The 20,555-nt window shown below is 63.5% G+C and carries 21 protein-coding genes and 1 pseudogene; 6 read left to right on the top strand and 16 right to left on the bottom strand.

Annotation, left to right across the window (positions count from 1 at the left end; genetic code table 11):
• The 3 genes and pseudogenes from QCM77_RS37895 to QCM77_RS37905 all read right to left on the bottom strand — a co-directional run.
• Positions 1-260, bottom strand: a pseudogene (locus tag QCM77_RS37895) (hypothetical protein); the annotation flags it as partial.
• 55 nt (positions 261-315) lie between these two features.
• Entirely contained in the window at positions 316-1,722 is a 1,407-nt protein-coding gene (locus QCM77_RS37900; RefSeq protein ID WP_280096289.1) for a coiled-coil domain-containing protein, read from the bottom strand.
• A 184-nt stretch (positions 1,723-1,906) separates the two neighbouring features.
• Positions 1,907-2,299, bottom strand: coding sequence for a LysR substrate-binding domain-containing protein (locus tag QCM77_RS37905; RefSeq protein WP_279691883.1), 393 nt, complete (start codon positions 2,297-2,299; stop codon positions 1,907-1,909).
• On the opposite strand from QCM77_RS37905, the gene QCM77_RS37910 reads away from it, so the two are divergent.
• Positions 2,221-2,748: an extracellular solute-binding protein gene (locus tag QCM77_RS37910; protein WP_280096290.1), complete on the top strand. Its 528-nt coding sequence runs from the start codon at positions 2,221-2,223 to the stop codon at positions 2,746-2,748. The genes QCM77_RS37905 and QCM77_RS37910 overlap by 79 nt on opposite strands.
• Positions 2,749-2,913: 165 nt before the next feature.
• Here QCM77_RS37910 and QCM77_RS37915 read toward each other — a convergent pair whose 3' ends face one another.
• The 6 genes from QCM77_RS37915 to QCM77_RS37940 form a co-directional block, all read right to left on the bottom strand.
• The gene (locus tag QCM77_RS37915) at positions 2,914-3,702 is read right to left on the bottom strand and encodes a fumarylacetoacetate hydrolase family protein (protein ID WP_280096291.1); all 789 of its coding nucleotides are present in this window, start codon (positions 3,700-3,702) and stop codon (positions 2,914-2,916) included.
• On the bottom strand, positions 3,699-4,718 hold the full coding sequence (locus QCM77_RS37920) for a 2-dehydropantoate 2-reductase (RefSeq protein WP_280096292.1): 1,020 nt from the start codon (positions 4,716-4,718) through the stop codon (positions 3,699-3,701). Before QCM77_RS37920 ends, QCM77_RS37915 begins: the two co-directional genes overlap by 4 nt.
• A 166-nt stretch (positions 4,719-4,884) precedes the next feature.
• Positions 4,885-5,310, bottom strand: a complete 426-nt coding sequence (locus QCM77_RS37925) for a CBS domain-containing protein (RefSeq protein WP_279659965.1) — start codon at positions 5,308-5,310, stop codon at positions 4,885-4,887.
• Positions 5,311-5,496: 186 nt separating this feature from the next.
• Positions 5,497-6,819: an oxalate/formate MFS antiporter gene (oxlT, locus tag QCM77_RS37930; RefSeq protein WP_279691865.1), complete on the bottom strand. Its 1,323-nt coding sequence runs from the start codon at positions 6,817-6,819 to the stop codon at positions 5,497-5,499.
• Positions 6,820-7,076: 257 nt separating this feature from the next.
• Entirely contained in the window at positions 7,077-8,363 is a 1,287-nt protein-coding gene (gene oxlT / locus QCM77_RS37935) for an oxalate/formate MFS antiporter (RefSeq protein WP_279659963.1), read from the bottom strand.
• 247 nt (positions 8,364-8,610) lie between these two features.
• The gene (locus QCM77_RS37940; protein ID WP_211382977.1) at positions 8,611-8,748 is read right to left on the bottom strand and encodes a hypothetical protein; all 138 of its coding nucleotides are present in this window, start codon (positions 8,746-8,748) and stop codon (positions 8,611-8,613) included.
• A gap of 260 nt (positions 8,749-9,008) precedes the next feature.
• Here QCM77_RS37940 and QCM77_RS37945 point away from each other — a divergent pair, with 260 nt between their 5' ends.
• Positions 9,009-10,340 (top strand): Hsp70 family protein, encoded by a 1,332-nt coding sequence (locus tag QCM77_RS37945; RefSeq protein WP_280096293.1) that lies wholly within the window; start codon positions 9,009-9,011, stop codon positions 10,338-10,340.
• 226 nt (positions 10,341-10,566) lie between these two features.
• Here the strand turns inward: QCM77_RS37945 and QCM77_RS37950 are convergent, their stop codons facing one another.
• From QCM77_RS37950 to QCM77_RS37965, 4 genes are all read right to left on the bottom strand, one after another.
• Entirely contained in the window at positions 10,567-11,010 is a 444-nt protein-coding gene (locus QCM77_RS37950) for an SRPBCC family protein (RefSeq protein WP_280096294.1), read from the bottom strand.
• A gap of 163 nt (positions 11,011-11,173) precedes the next feature.
• Entirely contained in the window at positions 11,174-12,163 is a 990-nt protein-coding gene (locus QCM77_RS37955) for a Bug family tripartite tricarboxylate transporter substrate binding protein (protein ID WP_280096295.1), read from the bottom strand.
• Entirely contained in the window at positions 12,160-13,575 is a 1,416-nt protein-coding gene (gene pcaB, locus QCM77_RS37960) for a 3-carboxy-cis,cis-muconate cycloisomerase (RefSeq protein WP_279659959.1), read from the bottom strand. Before pcaB ends, QCM77_RS37955 begins: the two co-directional genes overlap by 4 nt.
• Entirely contained in the window at positions 13,569-14,222 is a 654-nt protein-coding gene (locus QCM77_RS37965; protein WP_280096296.1) for a glutathione S-transferase family protein, read from the bottom strand. Before QCM77_RS37965 ends, pcaB begins: the two co-directional genes overlap by 7 nt.
• Before the next feature lie 363 nt (positions 14,223-14,585).
• On the opposite strand from QCM77_RS37965, the gene QCM77_RS37970 reads away from it, so the two are divergent.
• The 4 genes from QCM77_RS37970 to QCM77_RS37985 all read left to right on the top strand — a co-directional run bounded on the left by QCM77_RS37970 (position 14,586) and on the right by QCM77_RS37985 (position 16,760).
• Positions 14,586-15,560, top strand: a complete 975-nt coding sequence (locus tag QCM77_RS37970; RefSeq protein WP_280096297.1) for an alpha/beta hydrolase family protein — start codon at positions 14,586-14,588, stop codon at positions 15,558-15,560.
• Between the two features lie 371 nt (positions 15,561-15,931).
• Positions 15,932-16,141, top strand: coding sequence for a cold-shock protein (locus QCM77_RS37975; RefSeq protein WP_007593324.1), 210 nt, complete (start codon positions 15,932-15,934; stop codon positions 16,139-16,141).
• Between the two features lie 97 nt (positions 16,142-16,238).
• The gene (locus QCM77_RS37980; protein ID WP_279659956.1) at positions 16,239-16,481 is read left to right on the top strand and encodes a transcriptional regulator; all 243 of its coding nucleotides are present in this window, start codon (positions 16,239-16,241) and stop codon (positions 16,479-16,481) included.
• A gap of 54 nt (positions 16,482-16,535) precedes the next feature.
• Positions 16,536-16,760 (top strand): hypothetical protein, encoded by a 225-nt coding sequence (locus tag QCM77_RS37985; RefSeq protein ID WP_279659955.1) that lies wholly within the window; start codon positions 16,536-16,538, stop codon positions 16,758-16,760.
• Positions 16,761-16,826: 66 nt separating this feature from the next.
• On the opposite strand, the gene QCM77_RS37990 is transcribed toward QCM77_RS37985, so the two are convergent.
• The 3 genes from QCM77_RS37990 to oxc form a co-directional block, all read right to left on the bottom strand.
• The gene (locus QCM77_RS37990; RefSeq protein WP_279659954.1) at positions 16,827-17,009 is read right to left on the bottom strand and encodes a hypothetical protein; all 183 of its coding nucleotides are present in this window, start codon (positions 17,007-17,009) and stop codon (positions 16,827-16,829) included.
• Positions 17,010-17,366: 357 nt separating this feature from the next.
• A complete protein-coding gene (gene frc / locus QCM77_RS37995; RefSeq protein WP_279659953.1) occupies positions 17,367-18,644 on the bottom strand; it encodes a formyl-CoA transferase in 1,278 nt (425 codons plus the stop codon).
• Positions 18,645-18,797: 153 nt separating this feature from the next.
• The gene (gene oxc / locus QCM77_RS38000; RefSeq protein WP_280096298.1) at positions 18,798-20,531 is read right to left on the bottom strand and encodes an oxalyl-CoA decarboxylase; all 1,734 of its coding nucleotides are present in this window, start codon (positions 20,529-20,531) and stop codon (positions 18,798-18,800) included.
• Positions 20,532-20,555 lie beyond the last annotated feature (24 nt).

Genomic DNA, 20,555 nt, shown 5'->3' on the forward strand with positions numbered 1-20,555 from the left:
GTCTTGGGGTGAGGGGCTGCCTCATACGATTCCGCTGCGCGAGGCGGCGCGCTGTTTCGAACGAGACCGACGCGCGTGAATAGCCAGATGCCGGCGATCAGGCCGGCTACGCCGCCGATCGGGCCGATGTTGAAGAATGCCCCCATGGCGGTGCCGCCATCGCGGTCCGGCCCCGCCAGCATGACCACCAATGCGGCAAGCGCGGACCAGCCGGCGAGCATGCCGAGTAAGCCGGAGAGGAGGCCGAGGATAATGCGCATAGCGATTGGTCGTACGGATGTCAGTCGCGGTTCGAACCAGCCGGCGGCCCGGCTTTCACCCGATCCGGTTCAGGCTGTTCCGGATCGTCGAGAAGATGCCGCCGATGTCTTTTCGCAAGCCGTCGAGCGCGTTGAAATTGTCGAAGATGCGGGCGAGGCGGTCTTCGACCTCGCGCTTGCTCTTGGTCAGTGCGTCGACGCGCGAGGCGAGGGTGACGTCGCCGCTCGCCTCGATCTCGCCGACGGTCTTGGCGAGGAGGTCGCGGGTGGTGCCGACGTCCGCGATCAGGGCCTCGATGCCGAACACCGGGGCCTTCAGCGGGACGAGGTCGGCCTGGGACTTCGACAGCTCCGCCTTGAAGGCGTTCAGCGTCGCAAGCGTCTCCTGCAACGCGCCGAGGCGCTGGCGCGACTGGAGAACAAAATCGTTCAGCGCATTCTGGCGGTCGGCAAGTGTTTTGCCGTCGGGGTCGGTCTCGACTCCGGCGAGCGAGCGTTCGAGCTGGGCCTGGCGCTGGCCGAGCTCCTCGAAGTCGAGCCGGATGCCTTTCAGGATGTTGAAGCTGTCGTCGACGCGGGCCAGGCGCTGCTCGATCTCGATCTTGTTCTTCGACAGCGTCTCGACGCGGGTGCCGAGCGGCGCTTCGCCGCCGGTTTCGAGCTCGTCGACGCTCTTGGCGAGGCGGTCATGGCTGAGGCTCAGCTCGCCGATCAGGGCATTGAGGCCGGCGTCCGTTGATCGCAGCGGCACCAGCTCGGCGTGGGATTTCGCCAGATCTTCCTTGTACTGGTTCAGGGTCGCAAAGGTGTCCTGGACCGTGCCCACCCGCGACAGCAGCGCCGATACGTCGCGCGCGATGTCCTTGAGCCGGTCGGCGAGGTTGTTCTTGCGGTCGTCGGTCTCGAGGTCGTGCAGCGAGCGTTCGAGCTGGTTCTGGCGGTCGCGGATCTCGGTGAAGACGGGCTCGACCGCGCGGCGCTGATCGGCGACCTTGCCGACCATATCGCGCACCCCCTGCTGACGGCGGCGAATTTCAGCGAGCTGGTCGTGCATGTCGGTGGATTCGTTGCGGCCCCGCTGGAGCAGAGCGCGCTGCTCGGTCTCGCCCAGCTTGTCGTGGAGGGCGGAGACGGCCTCCCGGGGGTCGCTCTCGATCAGGTGCTGGACGGTGGCGTCGAGGTGGTTTTGCAGGGCGTGGGCGACGACGACGTCCTCGCGGGTCTTCTTGAGGCGGTCGCGCAAACTGTCGAGGCGCCGGTCCTGGCGCGACAGCCGCCAGGCGGAGGCGCCGATCAGTGCCAGCGCCAGGGCCAGGATCGCGCCGGTCGCGATACGCTGCGGGACAGGCAGGCCTCCGAACCAAGCGGGCAGGTGGCCGACATCGTAACCGAGCGCCTGCTGGGCGAAGAGCGCGATGGCGGCGAGCAGAACAAACCAAGCAAACAGCAACAACAGCCACATCGTGACTTCCTCACGCCGGCACAATCTCGCCATGATTGCTATTGGAGAGCGGAACCGAGATCAAGGGGCGCGTCGATCGCGGTCGTTCGAGCGCGGGGGCGGCTGACAGGGAGTTGGCCAAGCGCTCCAAGTCCAGAGAGCGCGGTGTCATCCGGGTCGAACTGCCCTTCGGCATATCGTGGTGCTAGTAATTCACGAGCCGCATCGTCTCGAACAGGAATTCCGAAAGCTTGGCAATGTCCTTGCGGGGATACGCTGTCGGGATCGTAAGTGACTGGACGAAAAATTGCCTCGTCTTGTAGGACGCGAGCACCGGGACAAGTCGTCCGTCCGCGATCTCATCGGCCACGAGGAAGCCGGGCTGAAGTACGAGACCCGTACCGGCAACTGCCGCCGTGACCAGCGCGTCGCCGTTGTTGCAGCTCAACGTGCCTCTGATCGGTACCCGGTGGGACTTCCCATCGGTATCGCGGAGGACCCAGTCGTGACGATGACGCCGTGCTCTTTCTCTACAAGCTCTGTGCGGAGACCTATGGCTGGGACTGGATCCAGAAGCTGGCGGATCAAGGCCTGCAATTTGCGCGCGGCACGCATTCGCCGGGCCTCGCCATTTCGCAGCATCAGAAGGCCGTTGGCGTCGGCGGATCCGGATCGCTGACAACACCGGCGAACGCGCCGGTGAGATGGGCCATTGCGGACGGGCATCCGTTCCTTGGGTGGGGCCAGCGTGCAGCGATCCTCAAGGACGCGCCGCACAAGGCGGCAGCCAAACTGTACATGAACTGGCAGATTTCGGAGGAGAACCAGCGCAAAGCCCATAACGGCTGGTCCGTTCGCACTGACGTGCAGCCGCAGGGCGGCCTGAAGCCGGTTTGGGACTATGCCAACTCCCATTTCGCCGAGTTTCCGCGGTTCATGGAAGATCGGGCCCTCGTGGAACGGTGGCGCCAGACCTTCGCCCTCTATTTCGGCGAAGTGAAGGGCGAGCCGAGCCCCGGCTGGCTCGGACAGCGGCCGGGAGCCTGAGGCACTTTGCCGGAATGGAGCATGATCCGGAAAAGTGCGTAGCGGTTTTCCGAAGAGATCATGCTCAAACAATAACCTGAGGCGCGATGACGCTTCATCCCAATCTCATCGCACCTTAGCAATGGGTTCGTCAGCTTGCGGCAGCAACTGACGAACCGGCCCGCGCTACAGCCGAAACTCGTTGGTCAGCTCGCCGATGCCGTCGATCGCGACCGTCACCGTGTTCACCGGATCTTTCATCACGCCGACGCCGACGGAGGTGCCGACCGCGATGAGATCGCCGGGGAGCAGGGTCATGTCGTGGGAGATCCTGCTGACCAGCTCCTGCGCGGTAAAGATCATGTCCGATATCGGATAGTTCTGCCGCTCCGCGCCGTTGAGAGTGGTGCGGACCACCAGCTTCGCCGGATCGAGACCGGTCGCGATGATGGGGCCGAACGGGCCGTAATCGTCGATGCCCTTGGCGCGGGCCCATTGCGGGAAGGTCGGGTCGCTGGTCAGGATGTCGTTGGCGGTGATGTCATTGACGCAGGTGTAGCCGAAGATGAAGCTGTCTGCTTCCGCCGGCGACACCCGGGCGCAGGTCCTGCCGATGACGATGCCGAGCTCGCCCTCATAGGTCGTCTTGCCGTCATAGTAAGAGGGGGGGCGGATCACGGCGCCTGGCGTCGTGATGCTGGTGGTGGCCTTCAGGAGATAGAGCGGCTCCGGCGGCTCGGGCTGGTTCAGCTTGGCCGCGAGCGCGTGAAAATTGTTCCAGAGCGCGACGATCTTGCTGGGCGCGCAGGGCGCGAGCAGCTCGACCTCCGACAGCGCCAGCGTCTTGCCGGTGGCTGCGTGGCGGCCGAACATCTCGCCCTCGTGCACGCTGATGCCCGACGACGTCAGCGTGCCGAAGCCGGTCGCACCGCTATTGCGGAAGCGGAGCCATTGTTTGATCTCGCCAGCCATCATGCCACCGCCAGTGCGCGCGGATTGGATGGCGTCGAGATGCCGTCGTAGAGACCGGCGATGCGGGCGCGCTGGGTCACCATCGCCAGCACGGAGTCGAGCGCGGGTGTGGCAACGCCGGTGAGACGACCCATCTCCTGCACGACGGTGACGAGCGGGTCGATCTCCATCGGGCGGCCGCGCTCGAGATCCTGGAGCATCGAGGTCTTGTGCGCCCCGACCTTGCGTGCGCCCTCGATGCGGCGCTCGACGTCGACGCGGAATTTGACGCCGAACGTCTCGGCGATGCCTTGCGTCTCCATCATGATCGCGCGCGACAACGCGCGGGTGGCCGGATCGGTGCAGATCACGTCGAGGGTTGCATGGGTCAGCGCGCTGATCGGGTTGAAGCAGACATTGCCCCACAGCTTGAGCCAGATCTCGTCGCGGATGCGGTCGAGCACCGGCGCTTTCAGCCCGGCGGCGACGAAGAGGTCGGCGAGGCGCTGCACGTCCGAGGTGACTTCGCCGGAGGGCTCGCCGAGCGGAAAGTTGTTGCCGTAGACGTGGCGGATCACGCCGGGCGCCTCGATCTCGGTGGCGGGATAGACGATGCAGCCGATGGCGCGCTCGGCGCCGATTTCGCGCCACTGCCGTCCGCCGGGGTCGATGCTCTCCAGCGTCGCGTTCTCGTATTGGCCGCCGTGCTTGTAGAAGTACCAATAGGGAATGCCGTTGACGGCGGTGACGATGCGGGTGTGGGGTCCGAGCAGCGGCTGCATCCTCTCGATCACGCCGGTGATCGAGTGCGCCTTCAGCGTGATGATGATGTAGTCCTGCACGCCGAGCTCGGCGGGATCGTCGGTGCAGCGCGGATGCACGGTGTGCTTCTCCTCGCCCGCGAGCAGCGTCAGGCCGCGCTCGCGCATCGCGGCGAGGTGGGCGCCGCGTGCGACCAGGCTGACGTCGGCGCCCGCGCGCGCGAGCTGAACTCCGAGATATCCGCCGATTGCGCCGGCGCCGTAGATGCAGATCTTCATGGAATCCTCGCGAAGCAGCAGAAGCCGGATTTCGGCACGAAAGATCCGGTCCGGCTCGGAAGGGTCCGAGCCGGGGCCGGTCGTCGCAGGGGACGTGTGACGCGTTAGTTTATTGTTTGAGCATGATCTTTTCGGAAAACCGCTGCGCGCTTTTCCGGATCAGGCTCTAGGCTGCTCGCGGTGTGCCGTTGATCGCTTCGTCCATGGCAGCGGCGATGTCGCGCATGCTGACGACCGAGACGAGGCTGTAATCGTCGATCACAGGCAGGTGGCGGATGTGATTCTGGTTCATCAAATGGCGGATGTGCTCGATCGTGTCGCTCGACGTGCAGGACACGAGCTGCTGCACCGAGACGAGCTGCGAGACCTTGACGTTGACGGCATTGGCGCCGTGCTCGGCAACTGCGCGCACGACGTCGCGTTCGGTGAACATGCCGACCGCGGTGTTACCCTCGGAGCGGACCACGTCCTTGACCACCAGCGCGCTGATATTGTTGGCGCGCATCAGCTTGGCGGCGATACCCACCGTTTCGTTCATTCGCACCGTGACAACGCGCGGTGTCTTCTTGCGCAGAATGTCTCCGACCAGCATTGCAACCTCCCTCGGTGAATGACGGGCCAAGTTTGGTATACATAATGCCAATCGTCAAGCGCTCGATTTGGCTGATCCGAAAAATCTTGCGGCAGCAATATTGACGTTTGCCGTTCGCCAAAAAGCGCCAAAAAGAAAGGGGCGCATCGCTGCGCCCCTGTCTCGCCCGTGCAAGGTATGTGGCCGTTATGCCGTCTCGGTCTTGGCGTTAGCCGTCGCGGTGTTGGCGCTCTCGGCTTCCTTGCCGAGGATGAAGGAGCGGCGCATCGGCTTGATCACGAACAGCGCCATCAGCGCCGCCGTCGCGTTCAGCGCCACCGCGACGACGAACACGGCCTTCCAGCCGTACGTTGCCGAGATCACGCTGGCGAGCGGAACGAGCAGGGACGCCGTCCCCTTCGCCGTGTAGAGCATGCCGTTGTTGGTGGTTGCGAACTTCGAGCCGAAGGTGTCGCCGCAGGTGGCGGGGAACAGCGAGTAGATCTCGCCGAACACGCCGAAATAGACCGCGGTCGCGAGCACGAAGACGACAGGCACGTGGCCATAGGCCGACAGCGTCAACAGCATCACCGCGGCGGTGCCGAAGGCGATGAACATGGTGTGCTCGCGGCCGATCGTGTCGGAGACGAAGCCGAAGAAGGGACGTCCGAAACCGTCGAAGATGCGGTCGAGCGAGATCGCGAACGTCAATGCCGCCATCTGGAAGCCGGCAAGCGTCACCGGCGTGTCGGCGATCTTGAAGTCGTGCGCGATCGGGGCGATCTGCGCTGCGGTCATCAGGCCGCCGGAGGCGACCATGACGAAGACGAGATACATTACCCAGAAAATAGGGGCGCGCAGCACCTGCGGCGGGGTGAAGTCGATCTTGGTCTGCGGCAAATTGAGCTGCTTCTTCTTCGGCGGGATCGAGAGCCGCGGCGGCTGGATGAAGAAGGCGAGCACGAACACGATCACGCCCTGGCCGATGCCGAAGGTGAGGAACGCGTGCTGATAGCCGCTCGTTGCGATCATGGTCGCGATCGGCACGATGGTGAGCGCGGCGCCTGCGCCGAAGCCCGCGGCTGTCGCACCGGCGGCGAGGCCGCGGCGATCGGGAAACCATTTCAGCGCGTTGCCGACGCAGGTGCCGTACACCGCGCCCGCGCCCATGCCGCCGATGATCGCGGCCGCGTAGAGCAAGGTGAGGCTATCGGCGTAGGAGTTGAGAATCCACGAGAGCGCGATCATGACGCCGCCGAACATGACGACGATGCGCGGACCGTATTTGTCGACGAACCAGGCCTCGATCGGCACCAGCCAGGTCTCGGTGACGACGAAGATGGTGAAAGCGAGCTGGATCGCGGCGCGTCCCCAGTGGTGCGCGTGATCGATCGGATCGACGAACAGCGTCCAGCCATATTGCAGATTGGCGATCATCGCCATGCAGATGATGCCCATGACGAGCTGGAGCCAACGGAAACCTGTGCGAAGGGGCGCAGCGGTCACGGCGCCATCCGTGCTGGAAATCATCAACAACCTCCCAAGGCGCTTGTCTGGTCGACACCGGCTGCAAGATGACCTGATGTCGCAAATATTGTGGCTTATCGTCGCAAGCGCGGCCGGCACCTTGGTATACCATATTCCAGAATGCAAGCCCTATGTCGGACCGCGCCGCAAGAAAATGCCCGGTTCCGTTCGGTTTAAGCGAATCTGGGAAGCTTCGTACAAAACGAAACGCCCGGCCGTGAGGCCGGGCGTCATGCGCAAGATCGCGCGGGTGATGGGCGTCAGACGGTCGATTGGGCGACCACGACCTTGCGCCAGGGCTTGAGCACCGCGATCGCCAGCAGCGAAGCCAGGATGTTGGCGCCGGCCGCGATCATGAACACGTTGTCCCAATGACCCGAGCCCTGCTGCATCAGGTTTGCGACCGGAACCAGCAGCGCTGCGGTGCCCTTTGCGGTGTAAAGCAGGCCCGCATTGGTGGTCGCGAACTTGGCGCCGAACGTGTCGGTACAGGTCGAGGGGAACAGCGAGTAGATCTCGCCCCAGGCGAAGAACACGAAGCCCGACAGCAGCACGAACCAGATCGGATCGTGGCCCCAGAGATAGAGCAACCAGATGCCGATGCCTTCCATGCCGAAGGCGATGAACATCGTGTTCTCGCGGCCGATCATGTCAGAGATCCAGCCGAAGAACGGACGGGTCAGGCCGTTGAGCACGCGATCGATGGTGGCTGCGAACGTCACCGCCGTCATGGTCATGCCGATCAGCGTGACCGGAACGCTGTCGACTTTCCAGTCGACCGCGATCGGCTTCAGGTTCGCCGTCACCATCAAGCCGCCGGCGCCGACGATCACGAACATGAAGTACATCAGCCAGAAGATCGGCTGACGCAGCACCTCGGTTGGCTGGTAGTTACGACGGGTCTGCACCAGCGCGGCGTTCGCCGCCACGACGGGCACCTGGCCCGCTTTCGGCGCGAGCAGGAAGAAGGCGAGGATGCAGATGATGATGCCTTGTCCCAGGCCGAAATAGAGGAACGTGGTCTGGAAGCCACTGTCCTTGATCATGGCCTGGATCGGCGCGACGGTCAGCGCGGAGCCAGCACCGAAGCCCGCGGCCGTGATGCCCGCGGCAAGACCGCGCTTGTCCGGAAACCATTTCAGCGCGTTGCCGACGCAGGTGCCGTAGACGCCACCGGCGCCGATGCCCGCGATGATCATGCCGAGATAGTAGCCGTTGAGCGTTGTGGCCTCCGCGTTGATTGCCCAGCCGGCGGCGCAGAGCACGCCGCCGATCAGCACAACGATGCGCGGACCGTATTTGTCGACGAACCATCCTTCGATCGGCACGAGCCAGGTCTCGAACAGCACGAACAGCGTAAAGGCCCATTGGATCGACGCACGATCCCAGCCGAATTTCTTCTGGATGTCGGGGACGAAGAACGTCCAGCCGTATTGATAGTTGGCGATCATCACCATCGCCGCTACACCGACCGCCAATTGCGCCCAGCGATACGTGTCGCTAACGCGCGCAGCTGTAGGGGCGGTTGCTTGCACCATGTCCGTCATAAAGCCTCCCGTGGCGCCTCTCATTTTTCTGCGAGCGCTGGAACGGCATTCTTGTATGCATTATGCCAAGCATCAAGCGCTGGTCCGGTCACCGTGCGCAAATGCCGCAGCAACTTGCCCGGCCGCGGCTGTGACTCGGGCCAGCACAAGTAGAAATGGCCCCGTCCTGCGGGGCCATTCATCAAAAGTAGTATGCGAACCGGTCCTGAAACCGTCGCGCTGCGCGGCAGCGCGGGATCGCGCCGGCTTACAGGCCGAAACGCGGCAGGTCGCCATTGTGATTCGAGATCTCGGCGCTCGCCATCAGGAGGCGGTCGATCGCGGCCATCAGGCGGGCGAACAGCGAGGAAGACGGGGCGAGAGCGACGGCAGCGGTCTTGGACATCGGAAGTTCCTTTCTTGAGACGGTCAGTATCGCTGTCTCATTTCGACAATCTATGTATACCAGATGCCACTGTCTATGCATGCCATTGCATAGCAGCATGCGCTGTCCCGCATTGCAGCATAACACGGGATTAACGGGGCCATTTTGGGCGTAAAGTCCCGACAGGGCTGCCGAAACGAGCAAAGGCTCGGGGGTCTTGGCAGGACAAGGCAAAGCCGATAGTGGTCTGCCCCCCTTCCAATCATCTGTCAGAGTGGTTCATGTCGAGCGCCTCGCCCGCCGTCTCGATCGGCATCGATTTTGGGACCAGCAACACGGTCGTAGCCCTTGCGGCGGACGACCGCCGGGTCGAGGCCATCCGGTTCGACCATGGCGGACGGCGCCACAGCGTCTTCGTGTCGGCGCTGTGCTTCTGGGAGGACCGGCCGGGAGCCGGAGCCCAGGCCGAAGGCGGCCCGTGGGCGATCGAGCAGTTCCTCGAAGGACGCCATGTCTACCGCTTCCTCCAGTCGTTCAAGACCTTCGCCGCAAGCAGCAGCTTCAACACCACCCAGGTGTTCCGGCAGCGCTACAAGTTCGAGGATATTTTGGCGGCGTTCCTGCGGACGCTGGCGCGTCATGGCGGCGATAAACTCGGCTTCGAGACATCGACCATCACGGTCGGCCGCCCGGTGCGCTTCGCCGGCGGCAATCCCGACGAGGCGCTGGCGATGCAGCGCTACCGGGCCGCGTTCGAGCGCCTTGGCGCCGGCCACGCGCGCTATGTCTACGAGCCCGTCGGAGCCGCGTTCTCCTTCGCCCGCCGGCTGGAGCGCGACGCCACCGTGCTGGTTGCGGATTTTGGTGGCGGCACCAGCGACTTCTCCGTGATGCGTTTCTCTCGCAAAGGCGGCAGCTTGCGCGCCGAGCCGCTCGGTCATGCCGGCATCGGGATCGCGGGCGACACGTTCGATTACCGCATCGTCGATCACGTCGTCTCGCCGCGGCTGGGCAAAGGCTCCAGCTTCCGCTCGTTCGACAAGGTGCTGCCGATCCCCACCGGCCACTACACCAACCTCGCGCGCTGGCATCAGCTCGCGATGATGAAGAGCAACGGCGACCTGCGCGAGCTCCGGGAGTTGTCGCGCTCCGCGCTGAAGCCGGCTCTGCTCGAGGATTTCATCACCATCGTCGATCTCGACCTCGGCTTTTCGCTGTACCGCGCGGTGTCCGACGCCAAGGTCGCGCTGTCCGCGCAGGATCAGGTCGAGTTCCGCTTCAGGGGCGGCGGGGTCGACATTGGCTCGACCATCACGCGGAAGAATTTCGAAGCCTGGATTGCCGACGATATCGCCAGGCTCGGGGCCACCGTCGACAAGGTGCTTGGCGAAGCCGGCATCACCGCGCGCGAAGTGGAGAAGGTGTTTTTGACCGGCGGCACGTCCTTCGTGCCCGCCGTCCGAAAACTGTTCGCCGAGCGGTTCGGCAACGAACGTCTGATGTCGGGCGACCAGTTCGAATCGATCGCCTACGGCCTTGCTTTGATCGGGCACAGTCCCGACCCGGACCGCTGGACCGCAAGCGGCGGGCTCGAGTCGGGGGCGAGCGCGTAGGCTCGCTGAGATGACACTCGATCGCTGGCCCCATTCGTGAGCTGGCGATCGCACTTGCGACCGTTTCGGCGGCCCATCCTTCGAGACGCCCACCTTTGGCGGGCCCTCAGGATGAGGTCGGAGTATGTGGCCGCAGTCTCGACGAGCGCCGTTGCCGCTAGCCTCATCCTGAGGAGACCGCGGAGCGGTCGTCTCGAAGGACGAGGCGCTCGCTCCGCTTCAGACGCTATTGATTGATCTCGGGCTCGACGAGACGTGCCAGATTCCGCAGCGATTCCTGCCAGCCGAGATAACAGGCCTCCGGCGGGATGACGTCGGGGATGCCCGCCTGCGTGATGTCTACCTCGGTGCCGACCAGGACCTTCTTCAGGATCACGGTCACCTGGATCTCGCCCGGCAGATTGGGATCGTCGAACCTGTCGGTGTAGCGGAGACGTTCGCCGGGGACGAGCTCGAGATATTCGCCGCCGAAGGCGTGGCTGTCGCCGGTCGTGAAGTTACGGAACGACATCTTGAACGTGCCCCCGACCTTCGGCTCGAAATGATGGACGGTGCAGGTGAAGCCGTTCGGCGGAAGCCATTTCGCCAGCGCATCCGCCTCCAGGAAGGCGCGATAGACTTTCTCCGGGCTGGTCGAGAGAACGCGGTGCAGGCGGACAGTGCTGGGCATGGTGGTCATCCCTGTGAATTGATGGGCTCGACATTGGCGTCTACTGCCCATTCATGTCCCGAGGACGACCGAGATACTGCCGATCCGACAGGGCGCCTCGAATTTTTTGAGGGATGATTGGCGCTAGAGCGGGCGACCTGACAAACACCAGGATCGGTTGCGTTTATTGATCGAGTCGAATCTGCGCGGTTTTGACAATGTCCTGCCAGCGCGCGATCTCATCGGCCATCCGCCGCTTGAGTGGTTCGGGGCCTCGCTGATCCGGCGGCGGCAGGATCAAGCCTACCAGTTCAAGCCGTCTCCGCACGCTGTCGTCGTCGAGCGCCGCGCGAAGCGCATCGGAGAACCGGTCGCGAATGGCGTCAGGCGCGCCTTTCGGCAAGTAGAACGCGAACCAGCTCGATGCGACAAACTGTGGAAGCCCTGCTTCCTTGGCCGTCGGTGTGTCCGGCAATTGCGGAACGCGTGCGGGGGCCGAAACGGTCAGAAAACGCAAATTGTTGTCACCCAGGAAGGGAAGAACGTCTCCCAACAGTCCACAGCTGAAGTCGCTGCGGCCTGCGATCAGGTCGGTCATCGCCAGCGCCGATCCGCGATAGGGCACTTCAACCGGCTTGAACCCGACCAAATTGGTGAACAGCAGACAGCTGATGTGGCTGATCGAACCGACACCCGCATGGCCCAGGGTGAGGTCCGGGCCGCGCGCCTTGGCGATCGCGATGAACGACGCCATGCTGTCTGCGGCGAGGTCGCGGCGGGCGACGACGAGGATCGGCGTTTCCGCGACCAGGCCAATCGGCGTGAAATCAACCAGCGGATCGTAACGAAGATTCGGATACAGCGCGACCGATGCCGCATGTGTGCCGACGTGACCGCTGACCAGCGTATAACCGTCGGGAGCGCTTTTCGCGACGCGCGTTGAGCCGGTCGTGCCGCCGGCCCCGGCGACGTTCTCGACAATGATCGGCTGCCCGAGTGTTCGCGACATGTGTTCGGACACGATCCGGCTCATCACGTCATTGGGGCCGCCAGCCGCGAACGGGACGATCAACATGATCGGCCGTGACGGGAACGGCGACTCGGCCTGTGCCGCATTCAACATTGTCAGCGCCGCAGCTGCGACGAGGACCGTGCGCGTGCATTTCAGAATCATGCGGTCTCACCCCGTGTCAATGGTGTCGTCTCTCGCACCGCGCTGGCTGGTCGATCAGCACAGGCCGCGAGGACACGATCGACCTCACGGCCGGACAGGCCGATGTATCGAGCCGGGTCCGCGGCCGCCTCGATCTCATGCGGGGCGATGTGGGCCGTCACGGCCGGATCGCGCGAAAGGCTCTGGGCTAATGTCAGGCCCGAAGCGATGGCGTGCGTGCATGCCGCACTCACCATTTCGTGCGCATGATGGCGCCCGACGCGCGGAGCCAGCACCATCATGACGGCCTCGGCGGCGATGAGCCCCTGTGTCCGCCCGAGATTGGCCTGCATCGCATCGGGTCTGACGACCAGTCCGGTGCAGAGTCGAACCGCGTTATCCATGGCCCGGGAGACCAGCGCGAACGCTTCCGGCAGCAGCAACCATTCGGCTTGCCACGGTCCCGTCGCCCGTTCATGGTCGTGGACCGAAGCGTCGAGCATGGCGCTTGCGAGCCGGCGCAGTGACGGTCCGGTGCTGAGAATCTGCTCGCAGATGATCGGGTTTCGCTTGTGCGGCATGGTGCTGGAGGCGCCATGGCCCTGGCCGCCTGGCTCCAGCACTTCGCCGACCTCGGTCTGCGCCATCAACACGACATCGGTTGCGATCTTGCTCAGGGTCGCGGAGATCAGCCCGAGCAGGCAAACCGTCTCGGCCAAGCCGTCGCGCGCGGCATGCCATGCCACCAGCGGCTCGCCGAGTCCGAGCTCGCGGGCCAGCGCAGCGCGGACGAGGTCGCCATCATCGCCGAGCGATGCGAAAGTGCCGACCGCACCGCCGAACTGAACCTGCAGGACCCTTGGTTTGAGTTCGGCGAGACGTTGCCTGTGGCGCAGCAGGCCCGACAACCAGACGGAAGCCTTGAAGCCGAAGGTGATCGGGATCGCGTGTTGAAGTTTGGTCCTGCCGACCATGGGCGTATCGCGATGGGTACGCGCCAGATCCGCAATCGCCGATATCAGGCGCTCCAGATCGCGGTGGACGAGCTCGAGCGCGTCGCGTATCTGCATCACGAGCGCGGTGTCCATGATGTCCTGACTCGTGGCACCCCAATGGACGAATTCGCCATGGGGTTTGCCGGTGAGTCGGATCAACTGCTCGACCAGATTCACGACCGGCAAACCAGCGCGCAAAGTGCCCGCGGCCAATTCGTCAAGATCGAGTAGTTCAGTACGTGCAGCGGAGGCGATCGCAGCAGCAGCCTCGGCAGGAATCACACCGAGCTGCCCTTGAACCTTGGCCAGCGCGACCTCGACCAGGAGCATCGATTCCAGTGAAGCGCGCTCACCGAAAATAGCGCGCATCGGCGCGGTGCTGAAAATATCGGCGAGGTGACGGCTGCTGAAGACCGTTCCGGGCTCGAAACTCAGCATGGCCGTGTCGCGATCATGGATGACCGAACGCGCGCGCGTTCAAACCAGTCGGCAAGCCTTGGTCTTTCGGCAAGCCTTGGTCTTTCGGCAAGCCTTGGTCTTTCGGCAAGCCTTGGTCTTTCGGAACGCCATGACAGATGCCCCGCGCGAAAATCGATATAGTCAAGTGCACAGGCGAGCCCGATGTCGCCGAGGTCGAAGCGCCGGTCATCGAGGTCGAAGCGGGCTTCAATCGATGACAGCGTCCGCGTAATCGCTCGCTCCTGACGCGCAACCCAATCCGCCCAGCGCAACTCCAATGGCCTGCGCCCTTCGATTGCGCAGATGAAGGTTGCGTCTTTCAGCCCCTGACAAACAGCGGCGCGTCCAAGGCAGAGGTGTCGCGCAGGCTCCTCGTTCGGGATGAGTTGCGAGTCGACGGTCAGGCCGTGCAGGGCCTGTCCGATCGTGTCGCTCTCGGTCACAAGCGTCCCGTTGGCGAGAACGAGTGCCGGCACCTTGGAGAGCGGGTTGATGTCGGTGAAGTCATGCGGCTCGAGCCAGGGGTCGACCTCGACAAACTGAATCGCGTCGCTTAATCCGAGCTCGTGAATGGCAACCCTTACCTTGCGGGCGTATGGCGACGTCTGATTAAAAAATAGCCGCATCGGTCGGTGTCGATCCCTCCGTCGTCGCGCTCCATTGCGCAGCCGTACGGCTTGGCATCGATCAAGCTAGGTTACCCCTTCGTTTTGTAAAAATGCATTATTGCGATACATGCGTTCTGAATCGGAGAACGCTGTCGAGCGCGCCGAAAATCTTGGAATTCGGGATATCGCCGACTGTGATCATGTTGGGTTGCAGGTACGCGATGAGAATATCATAGCCGCTGATGAGAATATCATAGCCGCTAATGAGAGCTTCTCCGACGGTAGCCGCGGGGCAGCCACGACGTCCTCGCTCAGCGAGTTGAAGCCACAATTCCGCTATCGTTCCTCGCTCAACTCCTGCGCGAAATCAGGGGGCTTCTGTTGCGCAGGATACTTTGGGCTTTCGCCGTGACGCTCTGCTGTCTCGGTTCGCCCGCGGAGGCTGCGGGCATTCAGCTTCTCGAGTCCGATCCGGCGCTGTCAGGCGCGATCTGGTATCCGTGCGCGGCGGAGCCGACACACGTGGCGCTCGGCAGTCTTTCGGTCGGTGCCGATTTCGATCTGAAGGGCGTGAAGGATTGCCCCGTCACCGGCGCCAAGCTGCCGCTGGTGATCTTCTCGCACGGCCGGGGCGGTTGGTTCGGCGCCAACCATGACACCGAGGAGGTGCTGGCCGACGCCGGTTTCGTCGTTGCCGCCATCAATCATCCCGGCGACACCTATAGCGACTCCTCCCGGCGCGACACCCTGTCGGTCTGGGGATCGCGTCCGGCGGACATGGTGCGCCTGCTCGATTTCATGCTCGACATCTGGAAAGACCGCGCGGTGATTGATCCCGCCAAAGTCGGCTTCTTCGGGTTCTCGATTGGCGGCTCTACCGGCTTGGCGTTGATGGGGGCCAAGCCGGATTTTGGCAGGGTTGCGAGCCTTTGCAAGGAGACCACGGGAGCTTGCGCGCAACTACACAATGGCGAGACGCCGCCTGACCCGGCGCAGGATGCACGGATCCGCGCTGCCGTGGTCGTCGATCCTGCGCCGGCCGTCCTGACGCGGGAGAATCTCGCCGTCGTCAAAGTGCCTTTCCAATTCTGGCGGTCGCAGTTCGGCGGGCCTGGTGTCGGTGACGGTTCGGGCACGGCGCGCGTCGCGGAAGGCCTACCGGGCAAGCCGGAGATTCATGTCGTGCCGGCCGGTCACTTCGCGTTCCTCGCGCCTTGCTCGGCCGAGCTGGCGGCGGCCGTCCCGCGCATCTGCACCGATACCCCGGCGGGATTTGACAGGGCGGCCTTTCACCGCGAGTTCAACGCGGCGGTGGTGCAGTTCTTCCGCGAGCAGTTCGCTGGCGGCGAACGATGAGCGCTCGATAGCGCGGCGTCATGTCGGCGTTCTCGGGCCTAAATTAGCAGAACCAGCTATGCATCAATCGCGGCTGCGGACACGCAACTCACCTTGCGTCAGACGCCTTGCGGCCTGAATCAGCCTGAAAAACGTACCGCCGAGCCTCTGAGGCGTTAAAGCCGGCCAAGCCTTGAAATCCGGCCAAGCCCCCCCGGAATCCGCCAAGCCTTGCAAATGAGGCAGATGAGGTATACGTTAGAGCCGTTCGTTCAGCCGCTGTGCCTTGTTGAATGCGCCCGCGGGCTCCTTTTCCATAGACATCGACGAATAGAATTTTGTTCTGCGTGACTATCACGCGGAACCCGCGCGTATGCGCTTTGGAGAAGAAAATGACGACAGGTACTGTAAAGTGGTTCAACGGCCAGAAGGGCTTTGGATTCATTCAGCCGAACGACGGCGGTAATGATGTGTTCGTTCACATCAGCGCGGTCGAACGGGCTGGTCTTGCGGGTCTCGCTGAGGGCCAAAAGGTCAACTTCGAGCTCAAGACCGACAAGATGCGGGGCAAGGTCAGCGCAGAGAATCTCTCGCTCGCCTAAAGCCCTGGTGCCGTTTCACGGATGTACTGAAACGGCCATGCTACCCGCTCGATCCCAGGATTGAGCGGGTTTTGTCCGTTGCAGAACAGGGTGAACAATGAGCGTCAGGAAATCGGCCGAACCGTCACCTGAAGCCATCGCGCGCTCCAATCGTCAGCGTTTGGCTGCTGAAGAAGGGGTGCGAGCCATGGCGGATGCCGAAAAGCAAGCCGTCGATGTTCGCAAGAACATGGCGCGGCTTCGAGAGCTGCGCAAAGCCAAGGAAGCGGCCGACGCAACCCTTCAAGCATCGTTGCCGGCGCCCGCCCCGACGAAGCGCAAGAAGAAGGTGACGCCATAGTCGCCCTCCATAGCGCCGACGACAACTTGGAGAGGGCCGGTCATATGCCAAAGAGTGCGGGTCGTGCCTAGAGTTAAGTCGGACGGCGGTGGCACCATCACCTTCTTTCTCGCGCTTGGCGCGGGCCGACAGATGTGCCGTCTTGCGACGACATTTCTGACGCAGAAGCAGGCGTTCAGCTATCTCCACAAGAACCGGACCGAATTCGAGCGCATGGCGCGGGCGCAGCTGGCTTCGGGGGCAGTCGAGGACGGGATCGTCGTGCTGTCGATGCTGTAGATCAGGCGCGGATTTCGGCGTCGCGCCTTCAGCGTAATCCGCGATCGGAGCGTGGTACCGACGCTCCTATTCGGAGCGGCTTCCCGGCTTCGCCTCCCGGGCCAATCGCTCCGCTTTCAGCCGCTCGCGATTCTCGTTGAAGGAGTTCTGGTCCTTCGCATAGTCATTCATCGGCTTCTGCGTTTTCGCAGGCTTGAACGCCTTGTTGGCTTCACGCTTGGCGCGATCAGAGGATTGATCTTTCAACATTTTCGCCCTCAATTTGATCAACGAGCGTGGTCCTGACGAGTGCCGGACGCGACGCCTCCCGTGCCTAAGCTGAAAGGGTCGACTTGCCACCCTCGGAAGCGAAGGCGGCCAATTCTTCAGCGTGGGGCAGATCTTTGCGAGGCGCGCTGCACTCGCTGTGGAGACGGCATGCTCGCATTTCCGGGAGCACGCCGGTCGAGAGAGTAACGGCCGGCCACCGCATCTGTTCCTCGCGGACCAATGTTTATTCCAGCCTTGGCGGCGCGGCAAGCGTGCCGATCGTGCGATGCGGCCCTTTCCGCACCAACAAAAAGGCCGCCGAAACCGGCGGCCTTTCGTGTCTTTGGATAGACCCGTTTACTCGGCGGCCTGCTTCTGCGGCGGGTCGAGCGCGCCGGACTTGTGGATATCGGCGACCTGGTGGTCGCTGAAGCCGAGCACGCTGCGCAGGATCTCGTCGGTGTGCTCGCCGAGCAGCGGGGAGCGCTCCACGTCGCTCGGGGAGTCCGACAGCTTGATCGGGTTGCCGACCGAGATGTACTTGCCGCGGGTGGGGTGGTCGACCTCGACCACGGTGCCGGTCGCGCGCAGCGATTGATCCTCGGCGATCTCCTTCATCGACAGAATCGGGCCGCAGGGGATGTCGTCCTTGTTGAGGATTTCCATCGCCTCGAATTTCGACTTCGTCATCGTCCATTGTTCGATGCGGCCGAAGATCTCGTTCAGGCGCGGCAGGCGGACGGCCGGCTTGGCATAGTTCGGATCGGTCTTCCAGGTCGGCTCGCCGATCACGTCGCAGATCTTCTCCCAGACCGGGGCCTGGGTGATGAAGTAGATGTAGGCATTGGGATCGGTCTCCCAGCCCTTGCACTTCAGGATGCGGCCGGGCTGACCGCCGCCGGAATCGTTGCCGGCACGCGGCACGGCATCGCCGAACGGAATGCCTTCGCCGAACTGGCTGTATTCCTTCAGGGGACCATGGGCGAGGCGCTGCTGGTCACGCAGCTTGACGCGCGCGAGGTTGAGCACGCCGTCCTGCATCGCGGCCGTCACCTTCTGGCCCTTGCCCGAATGCGTCCGCTGATAGAGTGCGGTGACGATGCCGAGCGCCAGATGCAGACCGGTGCCGCTGTCGCCGATCTGAGCGCCGGTGACCAGCGGCAGGCCGTCGCGGAAGCCGGTGGTGGAGGCGGCGCCGCCGGTGCACTGTGCGACGTTCTCATAGACCTTGCAGTCTTCGTACGGTCCGGGACCAAAGCCCTTGATCGAGGCGACGATCATCTTCGGGTTGATCGCCTGGATCTTCTCCCAGGGAAAGCCCATGCGGTCGAGCACGCCGGGACCGAAGTTCTCGACCAGCACGTCGCACTTCTTGATCAGCTCGGTGAGGACTTCCTTGCCCTTGGGATTCTTGGTGTCGAGCGTGATCGAGCGCTTGTTGTGGTTGAGCATGGTGAAATACAGGCTGTCCACGTTCGGGATGTCCTGCAGCTGGCCGCGGGTGATGTCGCCCACACCCGGACGTTCCACCTTGATCACGTCGGCGCCGAACCAGGCCAGCAGCTGCGTGCAGGTCGGTCCGGACTGGACGTGGGTGAAGTCGAGAATGCGAACGCCCTCAAGCGCTTTGGTCATCGTGTTGCTCCTGTTACTCTTCTGTTCCGTCATGCCCGCGAAGGCGGGCATCCAGTATTCGCTGAAGGTTCAGTTGGGCCTCAGTGCTCGCCTCATGGATGATTTGGCGAATACTGGATTCCCCGCCTGCGCGGGGAATGACCCGGCGGATGGTTACTTCTTCTTCTGCAGAACGCTCTGCGGATTGAGGTTGCCGATGCGGCCGCTCTCGGAACCGGCGGCCGGATCGATCACCGCGTTGATGAGCGTCGGCTTGCCCGAGGCCATGGCTTTGTTGACGGCGCGCTTGAGCTCGTCAGGCGAGGTCGCGTTCACGCCGACGCCGCCGAAGGCCTCCATCATCTTGTCGTAGCGGGCGCCCTTGACGAACACCGTCGTCGCCGGATCGGCGTTGACGCCGTTGACGTCGGTGCCGCGATAGATGCCGTCATTGTTGAAGATCACGACGCAGATCGGCAAATTGTAGCGGCAGATGGTCTCCACCTCCATGCCGGAGAAGCCGAAGGCCGAGTCGCCTTCCACTGCGAGCACCGGATGGCCGGTCTCCAGCGCCGCCGCGATCGCCTGGCCCATGCCGATGCCCATCACGCCCCAGGTGCCGACGTCGAGACGCTTGCGCGGCTTGTACATGTCGATGACGCCGCGGGCGAGGTCGAGCGTGTTGGCGCCTTCGTTGACGAGAATCGCCTCGGGGTATTCCTTGATGACGTTCTTCAGCACGCCGAGCGCGCCGTGATAGTCCATCGGCGATTTGTTGTTCATGAGCTTCGGCGCCATCTTGGCGACGTTCTCGTCGCGCTTGGACGCGATGGCCTTGGTCCATTCGGCCGGCGGGGCGGTCCAGCCAGCAGCGATGGCCTGGTTGAAGGCCGAGACGACCGAGCCGATGTCGCCGACGACGGGCGCGACGATCTCGACGTTGGAGTCCATTTCCCTGGGCTCGATGTCGACCTGGATGAACTTCTTGGGCGCTTCGCCCCAGTTCTTGCCCTTGCCGTGCGAGAGCAGCCAGTTCAGCCGGGCGCCGATCAGCAGCACGACGTCGGATTCTTTCAGCACCGTCGAGCGGGCAGCGCCTGCGCATTGCGGATGCGTGTCGGAGAGGAGGCCCTTGGCCATGCTCATCGGCAGGAAGGGGATGCCGCTCTTCTCGACGAAGGTTTTGATCTCCTCGTCGGCCTGCGCGTAGGCCGCGCCCTTGCCGAGGATGATGAGCGGACGTTTTGCGTTCTTCAAAACATCGAGCGCGCGCTTGATCGAAGCGGGCGAGGGGATCTGCGCGGGAGCCGCGTCGATCACCTTGACCAGCGACTTCTGGCCGGCATCGGCGTTCATCACCTGGCCGAACAGCTTGGCCGGCAGGTCGAGATAGACGCCGCCGGGACGGCCGGAGACGGCGGCACGGATGGCGCGGGCCAGACCGATGCCGATGTCCTGGGCGTGCAGCACGCGATAGGCCGCCTTGCACAGCGGCTTGGCAATCGCGAGCTGGTCCATCTCTTCATAGTCGCCCTGCTGGAGGTCGACGATCTCGCGCTCGGAGGAGCCCGAGATCAGGATCATCGGGTAGCAATTGGTGGTGGCGTGCGCGAGCGCGGTGAGACCGTTGAGGAAGCCGGGCGCGGAGACGGTGAGGCAGATGCCGGGCTTCTTGGTGAGGTAGCCGGCGATGCCTGCCGCATAACCGGCGTTCTGCTCGTGGCGGAACGAGATCATGCGAATACCGGCCGCCTGCGCCATGCGGCCCAGATCCGTGATCGGGATGCCCGGCACATTATAGATGGTGTTGATGCCGTTCAGCTTGAGCGCGTCGATGACGAGATGAAAACCATCCGTCAATTCCTGCTCGGTGCCCGGTGCTTCGGACTTGGTCGCGGTATTCAGCATGGGCCTTATCTCCCTGATCTCAAG

Origin of the sequence: Bradyrhizobium nivariense, assembly GCF_029846695.2 — a bacterium.
Taxonomy (GTDB): domain Bacteria; phylum Pseudomonadota; class Alphaproteobacteria; order Rhizobiales; family Xanthobacteraceae; genus Bradyrhizobium.

Excerpts from the sequence above, each read along its gene's own strand:
- QCM77_RS37900 (WP_280096289.1), bottom strand. The coding sequence starts at position 1,722 with ATGTGGCTGTTGTTGCTGTTTGCTTGGTTTGTTCTGCTCGCCGCCATC.
- QCM77_RS37915 (WP_280096291.1), bottom strand. The coding sequence starts at position 3,702 with ATGATGGCTGGCGAGATCAAACAATGGCTCCGCTTCCGCAATAGCGGT.
- QCM77_RS37920 (WP_280096292.1), bottom strand. The coding sequence starts at position 4,718 with ATGAAGATCTGCATCTACGGCGCCGGCGCAATCGGCGGATATCTCGGA.
- QCM77_RS37925 (WP_279659965.1), bottom strand. The coding sequence starts at position 5,310 with ATGCTGGTCGGAGACATTCTGCGCAAGAAGACACCGCGCGTTGTCACG.
- oxlT (WP_279691865.1), bottom strand. The coding sequence starts at position 6,819 with ATGATTTCCAGCACGGATGGCGCCGTGACCGCTGCGCCCCTTCGCACA.
- oxlT (WP_279659963.1), bottom strand. The coding sequence starts at position 8,363 with ATGACGGACATGGTGCAAGCAACCGCCCCTACAGCTGCGCGCGTTAGC.
- QCM77_RS37940 (WP_211382977.1), bottom strand. The coding sequence starts at position 8,748 with ATGTCCAAGACCGCTGCCGTCGCTCTCGCCCCGTCTTCCTCGCTGTTC.
- QCM77_RS37945 (WP_280096293.1), top strand. The coding sequence starts at position 9,009 with ATGTCGAGCGCCTCGCCCGCCGTCTCGATCGGCATCGATTTTGGGACC.
- QCM77_RS37950 (WP_280096294.1), bottom strand. The coding sequence starts at position 11,010 with ATGCCCAGCACTGTCCGCCTGCACCGCGTTCTCTCGACCAGCCCGGAG.
- QCM77_RS37955 (WP_280096295.1), bottom strand. The coding sequence starts at position 12,163 with ATGATTCTGAAATGCACGCGCACGGTCCTCGTCGCAGCTGCGGCGCTG.
- pcaB (WP_279659959.1), bottom strand. The coding sequence starts at position 13,575 with ATGCTGAGTTTCGAGCCCGGAACGGTCTTCAGCAGCCGTCACCTCGCC.
- QCM77_RS37965 (WP_280096296.1), bottom strand. The coding sequence starts at position 14,222 with ATGCGGCTATTTTTTAATCAGACGTCGCCATACGCCCGCAAGGTAAGG.
- QCM77_RS37975 (WP_007593324.1), top strand. The coding sequence starts at position 15,932 with ATGACGACAGGTACTGTAAAGTGGTTCAACGGCCAGAAGGGCTTTGGA.
- QCM77_RS37980 (WP_279659956.1), top strand. The coding sequence starts at position 16,239 with ATGAGCGTCAGGAAATCGGCCGAACCGTCACCTGAAGCCATCGCGCGC.
- QCM77_RS37990 (WP_279659954.1), bottom strand. The coding sequence starts at position 17,009 with ATGTTGAAAGATCAATCCTCTGATCGCGCCAAGCGTGAAGCCAACAAG.
- frc (WP_279659953.1), bottom strand. The coding sequence starts at position 18,644 with ATGACCAAAGCGCTTGAGGGCGTTCGCATTCTCGACTTCACCCACGTC.
- oxc (WP_280096298.1), bottom strand. The coding sequence starts at position 20,531 with ATGCTGAATACCGCGACCAAGTCCGAAGCACCGGGCACCGAGCAGGAA.